Annotated in this window: 15 protein-coding genes and 1 tRNA gene; 10 read left to right on the top strand and 6 right to left on the bottom strand. The window is 61.6% G+C overall.

The genetic code is table 11. The features are described 5' to 3' along the window. The first annotated feature begins 143 nt into the window (after nucleotides 1-143). The 5 genes from NKJ17_RS16500 to NKJ17_RS16480 are packed head-to-tail and all read left to right on the top strand — an operon-like array spanning nucleotide 144 to nucleotide 3,308. Complete coding sequence (locus NKJ17_RS16500) at nucleotides 144-854, top strand: DUF433 domain-containing protein (RefSeq protein WP_352689414.1); 711 nt, start codon at nucleotides 144-146, stop codon at nucleotides 852-854. After that, entirely contained in the window at nucleotides 851-1,246 is a 396-nt protein-coding gene (locus NKJ17_RS16495) for a DUF5615 family PIN-like protein (protein WP_352689413.1), read from the top strand. Before NKJ17_RS16500 ends, NKJ17_RS16495 begins: the two co-directional genes overlap by 4 nt. Nucleotides 1,247-1,286: 40 nt before the next feature. Further along, nucleotides 1,287-1,922 carry a hypothetical protein gene (locus tag NKJ17_RS16490; protein ID WP_352689412.1) on the top strand — a complete coding sequence of 212 codons (636 nt, stop codon included), beginning with the start codon at nucleotides 1,287-1,289 and terminating at the stop codon, nucleotides 1,920-1,922. 45 nt (nucleotides 1,923-1,967) lie between these two features. Next, nucleotides 1,968-2,480 carry a hypothetical protein gene (locus NKJ17_RS16485; RefSeq protein ID WP_352689411.1) on the top strand — a complete coding sequence of 171 codons (513 nt, stop codon included), beginning with the start codon at nucleotides 1,968-1,970 and terminating at the stop codon, nucleotides 2,478-2,480. Nucleotides 2,481-2,534: 54 nt separating this feature from the next. Continuing rightward, a complete protein-coding gene (locus NKJ17_RS16480) occupies nucleotides 2,535-3,308 on the top strand; it encodes a hypothetical protein (RefSeq protein ID WP_352689410.1) in 774 nt (257 codons plus the stop codon). Here the strand turns inward: NKJ17_RS16480 and NKJ17_RS16475 are convergent. The 3 genes from NKJ17_RS16475 to NKJ17_RS16465 form a co-directional block, all read right to left on the bottom strand. Then, on the bottom strand, nucleotides 3,305-3,640 hold the full coding sequence (locus NKJ17_RS16475; protein ID WP_352689409.1) for a hypothetical protein: 336 nt from the start codon (nucleotides 3,638-3,640) through the stop codon (nucleotides 3,305-3,307). The two genes, NKJ17_RS16480 and NKJ17_RS16475, sit on opposite strands and share 4 nt — an antisense overlap. Nucleotides 3,641-3,933: 293 nt before the next feature. Further along, nucleotides 3,934-4,007, bottom strand: a tRNA-Gln gene (locus NKJ17_RS16470). Between the two features lie 545 nt (nucleotides 4,008-4,552). Beyond that, nucleotides 4,553-5,485, bottom strand: a complete 933-nt coding sequence (locus tag NKJ17_RS16465) for a lysylphosphatidylglycerol synthase domain-containing protein (protein WP_352689408.1) — start codon at nucleotides 5,483-5,485, stop codon at nucleotides 4,553-4,555. A 485-nt stretch (nucleotides 5,486-5,970) separates the two neighbouring features. On the opposite strand from NKJ17_RS16465, the gene NKJ17_RS16460 reads away from it, so the two are divergent. Together NKJ17_RS16460 and NKJ17_RS16455 are read left to right on the top strand one after the other, a co-directional pair. After that, nucleotides 5,971-7,362 carry a Ppx/GppA phosphatase family protein gene (locus tag NKJ17_RS16460; RefSeq protein WP_352689407.1) on the top strand — a complete coding sequence of 464 codons (1,392 nt, stop codon included), beginning with the start codon at nucleotides 5,971-5,973 and terminating at the stop codon, nucleotides 7,360-7,362. Nucleotides 7,363-7,420: 58 nt separating this feature from the next. After that, nucleotides 7,421-8,131, top strand: a complete 711-nt coding sequence (locus NKJ17_RS16455) for an RlmE family RNA methyltransferase (protein ID WP_254817516.1) — start codon at nucleotides 7,421-7,423, stop codon at nucleotides 8,129-8,131. Nucleotides 8,132-8,347: 216 nt separating this feature from the next. On the opposite strand, the gene NKJ17_RS16450 is transcribed toward NKJ17_RS16455, so the two are convergent. Further along, nucleotides 8,348-9,769 carry an MFS transporter gene (locus tag NKJ17_RS16450; RefSeq protein WP_352689406.1) on the bottom strand — a complete coding sequence of 474 codons (1,422 nt, stop codon included), beginning with the start codon at nucleotides 9,767-9,769 and terminating at the stop codon, nucleotides 8,348-8,350. Nucleotides 9,770-10,061: 292 nt separating this feature from the next. Between NKJ17_RS16450 and guaB the strand changes: the two genes are divergently transcribed. Genes guaB through NKJ17_RS16435 form a run of 3 tightly spaced genes read left to right on the top strand, consistent with a single transcriptional unit; the run spans nucleotide 10,062 to nucleotide 12,583 of the window. Further along, nucleotides 10,062-11,564: an IMP dehydrogenase gene (guaB, locus tag NKJ17_RS16445; protein ID WP_352689405.1), complete on the top strand. Its 1,503-nt coding sequence runs from the start codon at nucleotides 10,062-10,064 to the stop codon at nucleotides 11,562-11,564. A gap of 31 nt (nucleotides 11,565-11,595) precedes the next feature. Continuing rightward, complete coding sequence (locus NKJ17_RS16440; protein ID WP_352506536.1) at nucleotides 11,596-12,135, top strand: hypothetical protein; 540 nt, start codon at nucleotides 11,596-11,598, stop codon at nucleotides 12,133-12,135. 28 nt (nucleotides 12,136-12,163) lie between these two features. Next, nucleotides 12,164-12,583, top strand: coding sequence for an MAPEG family protein (locus NKJ17_RS16435; RefSeq protein ID WP_352506535.1), 420 nt, complete (start codon nucleotides 12,164-12,166; stop codon nucleotides 12,581-12,583). Nucleotides 12,584-12,595: 12 nt separating this feature from the next. Here the strand turns inward: NKJ17_RS16435 and rnd are convergent, their stop codons facing one another. Together rnd and NKJ17_RS16425 are read right to left on the bottom strand one after the other, a co-directional pair. Next, a complete protein-coding gene (gene rnd, locus NKJ17_RS16430) occupies nucleotides 12,596-13,747 on the bottom strand; it encodes a ribonuclease D (protein WP_352506534.1) in 1,152 nt (383 codons plus the stop codon). A 73-nt stretch (nucleotides 13,748-13,820) separates the two neighbouring features. Next, on the bottom strand, nucleotides 13,821-15,068 hold the full coding sequence (locus tag NKJ17_RS16425) for an MFS transporter (RefSeq protein WP_352689404.1): 1,248 nt from the start codon (nucleotides 15,066-15,068) through the stop codon (nucleotides 13,821-13,823). Nucleotides 15,069-15,283: the final 215 nt, after the last annotated feature.

The following is a 15,283-nucleotide window of genomic DNA, read 5'->3' as shown; positions in this document are numbered from 1 at the left end:
AAAGTTGGAACGTGTTCCAACTTTGCAGATCCGCAAGGCTTGCGTATTCGCCCCCTGTGCCGATCACGCCGGGAGAGGCCATTCGGAATGCAAACTTTGAGCCGCCATCTTGCGGCCAATCACAATCAGGATACCCTATAGGCATGAACGTAAGGCAGGCTGGCGACGGGACGATTCTTTTTGGTGTGGGGTCGTACTCCGCCCAGGAAGCGGCGTTGCTTATCAAGACGTCTGCCAGGAACGTTAACCGGTGGCTGAAGGGCTATTCATATCGCCGGAACGATGTCGTCCATGACATCGAACCGCTCTGGCAATCTCAGGTTCCGGTTGAGAATGATGACCATCTCGAAATCGGGTTCCGGGATCTCATCGAACTACGGTTCGTCAAAGCCTTTATCCAAGCCGGCGTCGGTCTTCTAGCCATCCGAAATTGTATTGAATACGCCAGGGAATGCGTCGAAGACGACCGGCCATTTTCGACACGGCGTTTCCAGACCGATGGGCGCACCATTTTCCTTGATAGCATCGAACGGAGCGGGAAGGCCGAGTTGCTCGACCTGCGGAAGAAACAGTATGTCTTTCGGCAGGTGATCGACCGCACATTCAAGGATCTCGACATCGAGAACGATGCCGTTGCACGGTGGCGGCCATATCACGGCCGGGCGTCAATCGTGATCGATCCAGAACGGTCGTTTGGCCAGCCTATCGCGGCGAAATCCGGGGTGCCTACCGTGGCGCTGGCAGACGCAGTCGAGGCCGAAGGATCGATCGAGCGCGTCGCCCGGCTCTATGAAGTTCCGCCAGCGGTCGTCCGCGATGCGGTGAGTTTCGAACACGCCCTGAAAGCGGCGTGAAAGTCCTCATCGATGAGAACCTTTCACCGGCGCTGGCCAAATCCCTGAATGCATTGTTTGTAGGTCTTTATGACGTCATCCATATTCGGGAAAAATACGGTCCGGGTGTGAAGGACATCGACTGGATTCAATCCAGCAGCGCCGAGGGGCGATGGGTAGTAATTTCAGGCGACCGGCGTATCACCAGGAACGCTCTGGAATACAATGCCTTTCGAAACTCTCGGCTGGTTGGCTTCTTCCTCTCAAAGGGCCTCTACAAGGCCCCGGTGACGAAGCAGATGGAACGGCTTCTGGCCCTCTGGATCACCATTGAAAAGCAGGCAGAGATCGTAAAAGGCGGCGCCATGTTTGAACTGCAGATGAAGAGCAATCGGATTGCGCAATTAAAGTAAGAACGCTGCTCAAGTAAGGCGGCTACGAGGGTTCCATTCCATGCCGGCCCTGATCGTCACCTGGGGAAGCCACATGCTTACCAAGTCTCACCTGCTCACGCTTGATCCTGACCTTAGAGCGTTCACGCTGGTTGGCGCATTCATGGGGTACTTTGCTCTGCTCGAAGTCGGCATCAATGCAGCAATTGGGCAGGTGATGGGAATCGAGGGCGCGCGTCTTACGATCGTTGGTCGAAACATGGGTTTCGATGAAAAGATCAAGACGCTGAGGGCGCTGGTAGACTTCTTCATCGTTGGCAAGGAGCAGGCTCAGAAATTTGACGCATTGGCGACGCGTGCCCGAAAATGCGGCGAACTTCGGAATCGCATAGCTCATACGCCGTTCCGACAGAGTCCCAAGTCGGATGGCGTCGAGTTTTTCCTCGTATCAGCGGCTAAGAAACTGGAATTCCCCGCCATGGACTTGTCGATTGAGGATTTCCTTGCGCACATCGATGATATCAATCAAATCGACAATGATTTGAGGTCACTTGAGAACAAGACGTCCCTCCAGCGCGTCGCTGAGGCGTTGATGACGGCAACGGGAGCTAAGGACTCAGTCACAGACACCGCGTCAATTTTCGGAGGGCTCTTCGGCCTGGGTTCCGCATTTCTTGATGAAGAGACGAAGCCGTAGCCAGGGGCGCCGACTCCGCCCACGCCGTCTTGGGGGAAATCTCTTGTGAACAGCATCTGGACAACCAAGGAAATAATCACAGCCATCATTGCGACCGGCATCATATCCGCCGTTGCTTCCTGGTGCGTAGAGATCTTCAAGGGTTGGTACGGCAGGAAGCAAGCGGCTCGTTACGGCGCAATGCGCTGCGCAACAGAACTGGAGCGCTATGCGGTCGACTGCTGGCACACTTTCATCATGGGTAAAGGCGAATTTCAGTATTCTGAGCGGGTGAGTTCCACGCGCCTTCCTACCCCACCGGAAATTGCGGCCGACGTGGATTGGAAAGCGTTGTCGCCTATGATCGCCGATGAGGTATTGTCGTTCTCAAATGTTACAAAAGTGTCCGAGTCCTACGCGAATTACGCTTCGACCTGGGAGCAAAACCCATTCGACTACCATGCCGCCGCCAAAGAGCGAGGGTTGGAGGCGGTGCGGTTGGCGGCGCGAATAAGGCTTGCGTACGGTCTTCAATCTGTCGCGGGCCTCGATCCGATCGTAAAGGAACTTGCCGAGTAGGCAGTCGTTCGCATGGTCCACTCAAATGGATTCCTGGAATGCTGAGAGGGCCAGATGTCGAAAAGCTATTTCTCGGAAGAGTCGATCGAACAGCTTAAAGGAGGATTGAGCCCTGTTTTGCGTGGTCTCCGTGACCTCCAGGCGCGGGCGTTGAGTCACGGTTTTGCATCTGACGTTGCTAGAGAGTACGCGTATCAAGGTTTTGGGCGACGGCTTGATACGTGTAGGCGCTGTGTGAGCCGAGTTTTCGACTTGATCCCGGTAGACCTGGAAGGGGTGCCGAACGATGACGCCAGGAAGGACGCGGAACTCCACATCCACGCCTTCCTCCTGGCCGTATACGGCGCGCTCGACAACCTTGCATTGGTTTGGGTGAAAGAACGAGAGATTATCAAACCAAATGGCAATCCGCTGAATTCCTCATACATTGGATTCAGGCCCGGCAATTCCATCGTGCGGGAATCTCTCCCGGACGCATTGCAAAAGAAGTTGGCCGGTTATGATGGCTGGTTCGGTCAGCACGAAGACTATCGGCATGCGCTCGCACACCGCATCGCGCCGTATATTCCGCCCTATGCCGTCGATCCCGAAAAGGCCGGGCTCGAAGCTGACCTCGGCAGGCAGAGTTTGGAGGCCTTGTTTCACGGAGATATACCGAAGCATCAAGAATTGGAAAGAGAGCAGCTTGCCTTACGCCGGTTCCTTCCGTTCATCCAACATTCCTGGGGCCAGCCGGCAACTCCCGTTGTCTTCCACGCAATGCTGCTGGCGGATTCAAACACGTTGATAGAAATTGGAGCAGATGTCCTCGACCTCCTTGCCGCCTAGCTCGAAACCCGAAGACCGGCTCGCTCATCGATAGACAGGCCGCCCCGGCGACGCCGGTGTCCCGTGTAAAGCCCATCCACCATGGCGGCCTCTGCCGGATACAGAATGTGGCTATAGCTCAAGCCGGCCATCATCCCCATGAGTTCTCGGGCATGGTCGGGATTGTCGGTAAGGCACTTCTGGACCGTGGCATCCAGGATCGGTTTCCAATTCCTGACATCGAGCGCAACCGCGTCGCTGGCCTCGCGCCGCAACCGGGCGAAGATCGTTCTGATATCAAGCTCCCGCATCGAATCCGAATAACTTAGCCCGCGCCGGCCGGCGTCTGTCATGTAGCGTTCGAAATCGGATTGGCCGGGGGGTATCGAAGATGACGTCGATGAGATCGGGGCAACTTTGCCAAGCCCATGGCGCCGACGCCAAGGATACCAGGGGCGAAAAGAAGAAGGTCAGACCAGACCATGACGATGTCCTTTCATGTCGCGTCCATGTCGCGTCGAGTTGCCGGGAATGATTTGGAACCGTTGCAAATCAAGGGGAACGTGTCGCAACGTGTCGCGGCACGAAATCGCGGAAAATGAAAACACCGAGCGGTCTAAGTTTCTGAATTCATTTGAAAAAGTGTTGGCTGGGGAACCTGGATTCGAACCAGGACTAACGGAGTCAGAGTCCGTGGGTCTACCGTTAACCTATTCCCCAGCAGGCGCGGCTGTTGAAAACCACGCGGCAGGGCGGCGATGTCGCCGCGCGTGCCTTGTAGCCGCCGCCGGAAAATAGTCAACCCTGCCGTAGGCATTTCAATCGGCACACGATTGCTTCAGGTTTTTAAGTTGCCTCCCATCCGTACACATTTCGTGGCGAGACAGTGAAATCATTGGATCGCTGCGCGCTTCGGCTACTGTAACGGCATGGATCCTAGGGTCTCCGCGACGTCGCTTCGCTCCTGCTCCGCCCTAGGATGACGAACGGAGTGTTATTTCGGCCAATCTCCAGGATTGTGATTTGCGCCAGTTTCCAGACATTTGCGACTGTCCCAGTGCCAATTTCCAACAGCTGCGATTAGCCAAAAGCCAACACGCCCTCGTCATCCTAGGGCGGAGCAGGAGCGAAGCGACGTAGCGGAGACCCTAGGATCCATGCCGTGACCTTCGAGCTTCGCAGCTTTGAAACAGCAGGCCGCGCCTGGCCTTGCGACCCTCTGCCCATTCTTCACGCGCAGTCTGGAGCGCTTGCCCCCTGATGTCTCAACTCTCGCTGCGGCTGTATTGCGAGTGCTCGAAAAGCAGCACCACGCCGAGCGCGATCAGCAGCGGGATGATCAGATAGAACAGCCGGAACACCAGCAGCGCCGCCAGCACGCCGACCTGGTCCATATGCGACAAGCCGGCAAGGAACACCACCTCAAAGACGCCGAGCCCGCCCGGCGCATGCGAGATCTGCGCGATCGAGAACGACACCAGGAAGACGCCGAGCACGACGAAATAGCCGGGATTGCCGGCGGCGGGCAGGGCAAAGAAGATGATCGCCGCCGCTGCCAGCAGCTCGATCGGGCCGACCAGCAATTGCCGCGCCACGATCGGCAGCGCCGGGTAGTGCAGCTGAAAGCTGCCGATCCTGAGTGGTCTCAGATGCAGCCAACTGCCGAATATGTAGGCCGCCACCACGAGCAGCATGGCGAGCCCTGCTGCTTGCGACAGCCGGTGATGCGGTATGCCGGAAAACCGGTCGATCACCTCGGGCTCGAGCAGCAGGACGATGCTTGAGACGAACAGCGTCGACAGCACGAAGGTGATCCAGCAGATCGCCACCAGAATGCCGACATCCTGCCCGGTCAGGCCCCTGGTGCCGTAGGCGCGGTAGCGGATCACCGCACCGGAAAACACCGAGCCGCCGATATTGTGCGACAGTGCGTAGGTGGTGAACGAGCAGAAGGTGACGAACAGCCACGATACTTTCTTGCCGATGTGCAGCAGCGCGATGTGGTCGTAGCCGGCGAGCGAGGCATAGGCGATGACCGAACTCAGCGCCGCCAGCACCCAGCCGCGCGCCGGGATGGCGATTATGCCGGCCCAGACATCGTCGAGCGAGATGCCGCGCAATTCGTGCAGCAGCAGCCACAGCGAGAACACCACCGCGGCGATGCCGATGACGGGCCAAAAATAGCGCCTCCAGTTCATGGCCTGACGATCATGCGTTGCAGCCCGTACCCGTTTTCCGGTTCGCAGCAGGCAAACCGCCCGCGTTGCCGAATGGTTCATTTCAGAAATGCCTCATTGAAGCCGGCTATTCAACCGGGAAGGCGCGTTGTGGCGCTCGCGCCTTCCCTTCTCCCCTTGTGGAGAAGGTGGATCGGCGCGCAGCGCCGAGCCGGATAAGGGTGCCGGAAGGAGCTCGGCTCGAAAAAATAGGATGATTTGAAGGGGTTACATCTTCAATGCCGCGATCCGTCCAGCACCCCTCATCCGACCGAGCTTCGCTCGGCCACCTTCTCCCACAAGGGGAGAAGGGGTCACCGACGTCGCCGGCTTTCATGCCGCCGGCAAAATTCGCCGCGAGCACTCTTGGTGACCCGGCCGTGCGCTGATAGTCTGGCGGCAACTTGAACATGTAAAAGCGCCTGCTGCGTCCGGTCTCGGTTCGCGCGGCGCCGGAAGGAACGACAGTGGAAGACCACGACGCCGGCGCTGGCGCGCCGGAAGTGGGCGTGTCCAGGGGTTCGCCGCCGCCGTCCGGCCAGGCAAGCCCATCCGCCGGACGCTACGGCCGTCAGGTGCAGCCCCGGTCCGGCAATGGACAGGCTGGCGACACGTCCCACGATCACAAGGGTCAGAACGGCCCGCATCAGAACGGCAAACCCAAGAAGCGGCGCAAGCGCCGGCGCGGGCGCAAGGTTTTCGCACGCGACGAGGCTCGTCCGCTGGCGGCCGGCGCTTCGCTGCCCGCCGCCAACGAGGCCCCGGCCGCGCGTCCGCCCCAGCCAGCGGCTTATGCGCCTCCGCCCTCAGCCCCGGCAAGGCCGGAGCAAGGTGCCCGCACGCCGCCACCGCTGCAGGAATTGCCGGTGTTTGCGGCGCTCGATCTCGGCACCAACAATTGCCGTCTGCTGGTCGCGGTGCCGACGCGTCATGGCCAGTTCCGCGTCATCGATGCGTTCTCGCGCATCGTCAGGCTGGGCGAGGGCCTTACCGCCAATGGTCGGCTTGGCGAGGCCGCGATGGACCGTGCGGTCGAGGCGCTGAAGATCTGCGGTGACAAATTGCGCAACCGCAAGGTCAGGAAGGCCAGGCTGATCGCCACCGAGGCCTGCCGAACCGCCGCCAACGGCGTCGAGTTCCTCGAGCGCGTCGAGCGCGAGGCCGGCCTGAAGCTCGAGATCATCGACCGCCAGACCGAGGCGCGGCTGGCGGTGTCGGGCTGCGGCTCGCTGGTCGAGCGCGACACGCAAGGCGTCGTGCTGTTCGACATCGGCGGCGGCTCGTCCGAAATCGCGCTGATCGACCTCACCGGTCAGCGCTCGCCAAGGCTTGCCAACCATATCGTCTCGTGGACGTCGCTGCCGGTCGGCGTCGTCTCGCTGGCCGAGCGTTTTGGCGGCCGCACGGTGACACGCGAGATCTTTGGCGCCATGGTCGAGGATGTCGCAATGCGGCTGCGCGCCTTCGACGGGCGCGACCGGCTGAGCCACCTCCTGTCCAGCCCGAAATTCCATTTGCTCGGCACATCGGGCACAGTGACGACGCTTGCCGGCGTCCATCTCGATCTCGAACGCTATGACCGCCGCCGCGTCGACGGGCTGTGGATGGATCGCGACAGCGTCGACCGCATGGTCGAAAAGCTGGTCGGCTGGGATTTCCAGCAGCGCGTCGCCAACCCTTGCATCGGCGCCGACCGCGCCGACCTGGTTCTGGCCGGCTGCGCCATATTGGAGGCGATCCGCGCCGTCTGGCCGTCCGAACGGCTGCGTGTCGCCGACCGCGGCCTGCGCGAGGGCATACTGAGCGAGTTGATGGCCGATGACGGCGTCTGGCGCAACAGCGGGCGAGGCAGAGCATGATCCCGAAAAGTGGCTGCCGGTTTTCGGACAAGATCATGCTCAAACAAGTAATCAAGCAATGACCAAAAAACCGGAAAGACCGAGCTCCGCCGGCATTCGCGTGCTGAAGACGAAGATCAAGAAGAAAAGCGGCTTGAAGGAATCGTCGCGCCGTTGGTTGCAGCGCCACATCAACGATCCCTATGTCCAGCGCTCGAAGGCCGACGGCTATCGCTCGCGCGCCGCCTACAAGCTGATCGAGATCGACGACAAGCACCATTTGCTCAAGCCCGGCATGAAGGTGATCGACCTTGGTGCGGCACCCGGCGGCTGGTGCCAGGTCGCCGCCGCACGTACCAAATCTACCGCGGAACACCCGAACGTCGTCGGCATCGATTACCTGGAGATGGACGCGGTGCCGGGCGCGCCGGTGCTGCTGATGGATTTCCTCGATCCGCAGGCGCCTGAGAAGCTGGCCGAGACGCTGGGCGGTCAGCCGGACATCGTGCTCTCCGACATGGCCGCACCCACCACCGGCCACAAGCGGACCGACCACATCCGCACCATGCATCTGTGCGAGGTGGCGGCCGATTTCGCGCTGTCGGTATTGAAGCCGGGCGGACATTTCCTTGCCAAGACGTTTCAGGGCGGCGCCGAGAACGAATTGCTGGCGAGACTCAAGCGGAATTTCCGCTCGGTCCATCACGTCAAGCCGCCGGCCTCGCGCGACGAATCGGTTGAGCTCTATCTCTTGGCGAAAGATTTTAAAGGCGGAAACGGCACGGCGTGAAAAATCGCTCTGTAGCGGTCCTTCGCGCCCCCTCTGTGCTGCCGGACATCTCCCCCACGAGGGGGGAGATTGGCAGCTTCGGCGCGCCGCCTAATCCTGCAACACTGGAGATTGGCGAAAAACGACGTCACGTCCGATCTCCCCCCTCGTGGGGGAGATGGCCGGCAGGCCAGAGGGAGGCGCTGTCCCTCCGGCGTCCGTAAGCACGAGGAAAGGTCAACTCCCCGGCGGGCTCACCGGCTCCAGCGTCTTCGGCGGTGTCAGTCGGCCATGTCCAGACACGGCATTGCCGGCGTCCGGCGCCAGCCGCATGAACGACAGCGAGGCCGCCGCCGACACCGCCGCCACGATGAAGAAGGCGGTGTGAAAGTCGGCCAGCGTCAACGGGCCGCCATGGATCGTGGTCGACACTTCCAGGATGCCGCCGGCCAGCGCCACACCGAGCGCGATCGCCAACTGCTGGAACACCGCCGTGATCGGCGTCGCCTTGCTGGTGTCGGCGGCCGAAATCTCGGCGTAGGCAAGCGCATTGATGCCGGTGAAGAACATCGAGCGGATGAAGCCCCCGGCGAGCAGCATGGCGAGGATCAGCCCATAGGGCGTGTCGGGTGTGAACAGGCCGTTGACGGCGATGGACGCGGCAGCGATGAGCGAGCCTGAAATCAGCACACGGCGGAAGCCGGCGACCCTGAAGATCAGCGCGGTGACGAATTTCATGCCTATGGCGCCGATTGCCGAGACGAAGGTGATCATGCCGGACTGGAACGGCGTCAACCCGAAACCGATCTGGAACATCAGCGGCAAAAGAAACGGTACGGCACCAATGCCGATGCGGAACAGTCCGCCGCCGAGCACCGACGAGCGGAACACCCGATTGCGAAACAGCTCGAGCGCCAGCAGCGGATTCTTGGCGCGCCGCGCGTGCAGCAGATAGAGTACCGCCGACGCCAGACCGACGGCTACGGTGACAAAGCCGGCAACGGGCGGCAGAGCCGGCAGGCTGACCACCGACAGGCCGAACACGATGCCCGATGCCGCCAGTCCGCTAAGCACGAAACCGGTGAAATCGAGCGGCGGCGTCTGCGCGGCGTCGGTCTTTGGCAGGAAACGCATGGCCAGCCAGATCCCGATCAGCCCGATCGGCACGTTGATCAGAAAAATCCAGTGCCAGGAAAAATAGGTCGTGATGAAGCCGCCTATTGGCGGGCCGACCAGCGGGCCGACCAGAGCCGGGACGGTCAGCCACGACATGGCGGCAACGAGTTCGCTTTTCGGCGTCGCGCGTACCAGCACCAGGCGTCCGACCGGCGTCATCATGGCGCCGCCAATGCCTTGCAGGAAGCGTGAGACCACGAAAGCCGGCAGCGAATTGGAAATGGCGCACGCGACCGAACCGACGATGAACACGGCGATCGCGGCACGGAAGACATTCTTGGCGCCGAAGCGGTCGGCCATCCAGCCGCTGATCGGAATGAAGATCGCCAGCGATACCAGATAGGCGGTCAGCGCCAGCTTGAGCGCGATCGGGCTGCTGTGGATGTCGATGGCGATCGCCGGCAACGATGTCGCAATGACGGTCGAATCCATGTTTTCCATGAAGAGAGCGACCGCCAGGATGAGCGGAATGGTGCGGTTCACGATGGATCCGGCCTTGAAATGTGCGTCGCGATTGCTTGCCGGCCTTGGGGGCCAAACCGACAGATAGGGCGGTTATCATGGCTTGGCCCGGATGTCGCATTAATTTGCCGTCACGTTTGTGCGACCGCAAGTCGTGCAGCACCTGCGGCAAATGCAGCTTTGCCACTACACAACCATCGGCTTTTCAACGGCGACGGGACGTGTTACGAGCCAGCGCCAATCCTGAAAGGGAAGAAGACGAGTCGGCGCTGTCCATCAGGGCGAGCGCCTTCCTGCATTCCGAGGGCTGGCCATGGCAAAAATCATCGAGACGTCCACCGGCGCGTTGGCGCTGACCTTTGACGACGTGCTGCTGCAGCCGGGTCATTCCGAGGTCATGCCCGGCGAGACCGACATCCGCACCCGCATCGCCGGCGACATCGACCTCAACGTGCCGATCCTGTCGGCCGCCATGGACACGGTCACCGAGGCGCGACTCGCCATCGCCATGGCCCAGGCCGGCGGCATAGGCGTCATCCACCGCAATTTCTCGCCGGCCGAACAGGCCGAGCAGGTGCGGCAGGTGAAGAAATTCGAATCCGGCATGGTGGTCAACCCTGTCACCATCGGTCCCGAGGCGACGCTTGCCGATGCGCTGGGTCTGATGCGCACCTACAGCATTTCGGGCATTCCGGTGGTCGAGAACGGCGGCACCGGCGGCCACACGGTCGACCGGCTCGTCGGCATCCTGACCAACCGCGACGTCCGCTTCGCGTCCGATCCGGCGCAAAAGGTCTATGAGCTGATGACCCGCGAGAACCTGATCACGGTCAAGGAGAACGTCGATCAGGACGAGGCCAAGCGGCTGCTCCATCAGCACCGCATCGAGAAGCTGGTTGTGGTCGATCGGGACGGCAATTGCGTCGGGCTGATCACGGTCAAGGACATCGAGAAGTCGCAGCTCAACCCGCACGCCACCAAGGATGCGCAGGGGCGCTTGCGCGCCGCCGCCGCCACCAGTGTCGGCGATGACGGTTTCGAGCGGGCCGAGCGCCTCATCGACGCCGGCGTCGACCTTCTGGTGATCGACACCGCGCACGGTCATTCGCAGCGCGTTCTGGATGCCGTGACGCGGGCCAAGAAGCTGTCCAACTCGGTTCGCATCCTGGCCGGCAACGTCGCCACCGCGGAAGGCACCTTGGCGCTGATCGATGCCGGCGCCGACGCGGTCAAGGTCGGCATCGGACCAGGCTCCATCTGCACCACCCGCATCGTCGCCGGCGTCGGCGTGCCGCAGCTCTCGGCAATCATGTCGGCAGTCGAGACGGCGCAGAAATCGGGCGTTTCGGTCATTGCCGATGGCGGCATCAAATATTCGGGCGATCTCGCCAAGGCGCTGGCCGCCGGGGCCAGCGCGGCGATGATTGGCTCGCTGCTGGCCGGCACCGACGAGAGCCCCGGCGAGGTCTATCTGCATCAGGGCCGCTCCTTCAAAGCCTATCGCGGCATGGGTTCGGTCGGCGCGATGGCGCGCGGCTCCGCCGATCGGTATTTCCAGGCCGAGGTGCGCGACACGCTGAAACTGGTCCCCGAAGGCATCGAAGGGCAGGTGCCGTACAAAGGACCTGTGTCTGGCGTGCTGCACCAGCTTGCAGGCGGCCTGAAAGCCGCTATGGGTTATGTCGGTGGCCGCGACCTTGCCGATTTCCGCGAGCGCGCCACTTTTGTGCGGATATCCAATGCCGGACTTCGTGAAAGCCACGCCCATGACGTCACGATTACCCGCGAAAGCCCGAATTATCCTGGCGGAGCCTGATCGCCATGCGTCTTGGCGCAATCTGGCGGCAATGATCCTGCGGCTGTCGCGCCACGCGGCCGCACTCAGTGTCGCCACAGTGGCGGTTTTCATCATCATGACGGCGATGGAGTTCCTCTATTTTCGCCGATTGAGCGGCGGTCTGCCGTCGCTCGACATGCGCTATGCCGGTTTCACCCCGGATGAGGGCATGGCCTGGCTAACGGCTCTCGGCCGGCGCGGCAGCGAGATTATCCTCGTCTGGCATTACCTGACCTTCGACCTGCTGTTTCCGGCGCTGCTGTCGCTGACGATGGTCAGCCTGATCCTGGCCACGGGCCGGCGGCTGAAGAATTTCCATGCACTGCCTGCGCAAACGCAGGCGGCATTTGCAGCTGTGCTGGTGCTGCCGTACACGCTTGCCGACTATGCCCAGAACATCGCCGTGGCTCGTCTTTTGTCCGATTTTCTGTCGGCCAATCCGGATTCGCTATCCTTCGCCTCGGCGCTGATCGTCACCAAATTCGCCCTGCTGGCGATACCAGTGACCGTCATTGCGGCTTTCATTCTGATGGCTCAGAAACGGCCTTGAAGGCTGGGTGACAACGACAGGGGGCGTCTTGAACCAGACCGCGATCTTCTGGCCGATGCTGGCGCAGGTGCTGCTGGTCTATATCGTCTATGTCGTAATGGGCCGGCGCCGCCATGGCGCGGTCAGATCGGGCGAAGCCAAGACCCGCCAGTTCAAGACGCGCTCGACGGAGCCTGGGTCCAGTATCACCGTCGCCAACAATCTGAGCAACCAGTTCGAACTGCCGGTGCTTTTCTACGTCTTATGCTTGACGCTGCACGTGACCAATGGCGTCAATTATCTGACTTTGGCACTGATGTGGATCTTTGTCGTCTCCCGCTATCTTCACGCATCGGTCCACTTGACCAGCAATCGGCTAATCCTGCGCAGCAGGGCATTCTACCTGGGCGCGGTCGTTCTCGCACTTGGCTGGATATGGCTGGCGCTGCATCTGCTCGGCTTAGTCTGAGCAAGCTCAAGGCTACAAATCGAACACCGCGATCTTGCGCTTGTCGAACCTGATGGCGAGTTCGCCGCGCACCAGCTTGAGCGCGGCCTCGCCGAAGACGGCACGCCGCCAGCCTTGCAATGCCGGCACGTCGGCTTCCTCGCCCTCGGCAGCGATGCGGTCGATGTCGTCACTGGAGGCGAGTACCTTGGATGCGACGCCCTCCTTTTCGGCGACGATCCGCAGCAGCACCTTCAGCAACTCCGCAGCGGCGCTCGACCCCTCCGGCGGCTGGAAGCTCTTCGGCAGCTTCGGCATCTCTTCCCTGGGCAGGGCAAGGGCAGCGTTTACCGCGCCTAGCAGTGCCGTCGCCGTCGACGAGCGCTCCCAGCCCTTCGGCGTGGTACGCAGCTTGCTCAGCGCCGCAGCGTCGCGCGGCGCCTGCTGCGCCACTTCATAAATCGCATCGTCCTTGAGCACCCGGCCGCGCGGCACGTCGCGCTCGCGCGCTTCGCGTTCGCGCCAGGCGGCCACCGCCTGCACGATCGCCAGTTCCTGCGGCTTGCGCAGCCGCATCTTGAGCCGCTTCCAGGCATCCTCGGGATGCGGATCGTAGGTCTCGCGCGAGGTTAGCACGTCCATCTCCTCGTTCAGCCAGTGGGCGCGGTTTTCCCGCACCAGCTCGGCGCTGAGATGCTTGTAGACCTCGATCAGGTGGGTGACGTCGGCGAGCGCGTAGTCGAGCTGCTTTTCGGACAGCGGACGGTGGCGCCAATCGGTGAAGCGCGAGGACTTGTCGAGCCGCGCGCCGGTGATGCGCTGCACCAGCTGGTCGTAGGAAACGCTGTCGCCGAAGCCGCAGACCATTGCCGCGACCTGGGTGTCGAACACCGGATGCGGCACAAGATCGCCGAGATGCACGATGATTTCGATGTCCTGCCGCGCCGCGTGGAAGACTTTGACGATCGCCTCGTTGGCCATCAGCCTGAAGAACGGTTTCAGGTCGATGTCGGGCGACAGCGGATCAATCAGCGCCGTCACCCCGGGCGCTGCCATCTGGATCAGGCACAGGATCGGCCAGAAGGTCGTTTCGCGAATGAATTCGGTATCGACGGTGACGAATTCCGCCTTTTCGAAAGCGGCAATAACGGTCTCGAGTTCTTTCTGAGTGGTGATGACGTGCATCAAATCGCTTTTGGCAAGGGATAGGGTCTCTTTCAATTTCAGCCGCGCGCGCTTTCGTCAAGCGCAAGCACCTCTATCCAGGCTTTGCGGGTTCATCGGGATCGGCATTCCGCTTCGCCAACCGGGCAAAAACCGTAGACGTGCGCAACAGCGCCGTAAAACGGCTGCGATGGGTGGCCGGCACGGCGGAGCGCGCCTGCATCCGGTAAAGGATGACGGCCACGAAGATCGCATAGACGGTGGCGCTGAACACGAACAGCGCGCTCGGCCCGAAAAATTGCATCACCGTCGAGGCTGCAAACGGCCCGCCGATGGCGCCGAAGGAATAAAACAGCATCAAGGCAGCGTTGATCAGCACGAACTCGCCCTTGTCGGCGCGGTCGTTGGAATGCGCCGCCGACAGCGAATAGAGCGGCATGGCGAAGCAGCCGAAGATGAAGACGAGCAGGAAGTTGAGGAACGGGCTGCCGCCTGCCACGAATGCCAGGGCCAGTGCCGCCACCATCGCACAGCACGTCGTCATCAGCAGCACCGAGCGCCGGTCCCAGCGGTCGGAGAGATAGCCGAGCGGGTATTGGATTATAGCGCCGCCGAAAATGCCGACGCTGACGAAGGTGACGACGTCGGCGACCGACATGCCGATCTGCTCGGCATAGACCGGCGACAGGGTGCGGAAGGCGCTGTTTGTGACGCCGACGGCGATACAGCCGAAGCAGCCGAGCGGCGAGATCCGCCAGACGCGCGCCAAATCGAGCTTGACGTCGTCCGGCGGCGTCGGATTGGAGCGGTCGCCGAGCGACACCGGCACCAGCGAAACGGTGATCATCATCGACATGATGGCGAAGATGGCAAAGCCGCCGGCGCCGAAGATCGGGATCAGGAACTGGGCGCCCGTCACCGAGCCGATGTCGACCATCCGGTAGATGGCAAGCACCCGCGCCCGGTCGGTGTTGGTGACGCCGGAATTCAGCCAGGCTTCCATTATTGTGAACAAGCCGGCGAAGCAGAACCCGCCGGCAAAGCGCACGGCGCACCACATCACCGGATCGATGACAAGCACCAGAAGCAGCGTCCCCGCCGAGGCGATCGCCGCCAGTGCCGAAAAGGCGCGCACATGGCCGACGGACTTCATGATGCGCGTCACGGCAAGGCAGCCGAGCAAAAAGCCGGCGAAATAGAACGTGCCCATCAAGCCGATCGACGAAGCGGGAAAACCCTCCTGCGCACCACGCAGCGCAATCAACGTGCTCTGCAGGCCGTTGCCGCCGAGCAGGATGCCGGCGGCGATCAGGAGGGGGATCAGCGGGCGGATGGAAGACATGAAGGAAAGCCTGTCGTTGATCCCTTCTTGAACCATCGCCTTCGCCAATACCAGCGGCAATTCCCGGCGGCGTTGGGGCCAGCGGGGGGCTGCCGCGTGGCGCCGGACCCTCCGTGTTGGAACCAAGGCGTATCTTTGTAGTTCAGTGCTGGTGGGGCGAATACGCGTCTTGTGAGCTGGCGGTGTGCGGAGACGGTGTTGGGCATCGATGTGGT

It is taken from the genome of Mesorhizobium sp. M0208 (assembly GCF_040322015.1).
Taxonomy (GTDB): Bacteria; Pseudomonadota; Alphaproteobacteria; order Rhizobiales; family Rhizobiaceae; genus Mesorhizobium.
Note: the sequence above shows the minus strand (reverse complement) of the source record. Positions and strands in the feature narration are given on the sequence as shown.

Bases quoted from the DNA above. Each gene is read 5' to 3' on its own strand.
- NKJ17_RS16475 (WP_352689409.1), bottom strand. From the start codon at position 3,640: ATGACAGACGCCGGCCGGCGCGGGCTAAGTTATTCGGATTCGATGCGG.
- NKJ17_RS16425 (WP_352689404.1), bottom strand. From the start codon at position 15,068: ATGTCTTCCATCCGCCCGCTGATCCCCCTCCTGATCGCCGCCGGCATC.
- rnd (WP_352506534.1), bottom strand. From the start codon at position 13,747: ATGCACGTCATCACCACTCAGAAAGAACTCGAGACCGTTATTGCCGCT.
- NKJ17_RS16480 (WP_352689410.1), top strand. From the start codon at position 2,535: ATGTCGAAAAGCTATTTCTCGGAAGAGTCGATCGAACAGCTTAAAGGA.
- NKJ17_RS16500 (WP_352689414.1), top strand. From the start codon at position 144: ATGAACGTAAGGCAGGCTGGCGACGGGACGATTCTTTTTGGTGTGGGG.
- NKJ17_RS16490 (WP_352689412.1), top strand. From the start codon at position 1,287: ATGCCGGCCCTGATCGTCACCTGGGGAAGCCACATGCTTACCAAGTCT.
- NKJ17_RS16465 (WP_352689408.1), bottom strand. From the start codon at position 5,485: ATGAACTGGAGGCGCTATTTTTGGCCCGTCATCGGCATCGCCGCGGTG.
- NKJ17_RS16455 (WP_254817516.1), top strand. From the start codon at position 7,421: ATGACCAAAAAACCGGAAAGACCGAGCTCCGCCGGCATTCGCGTGCTG.
- NKJ17_RS16440 (WP_352506536.1), top strand. From the start codon at position 11,596: ATGATCCTGCGGCTGTCGCGCCACGCGGCCGCACTCAGTGTCGCCACA.
- guaB (WP_352689405.1), top strand. From the start codon at position 10,062: ATGGCAAAAATCATCGAGACGTCCACCGGCGCGTTGGCGCTGACCTTT.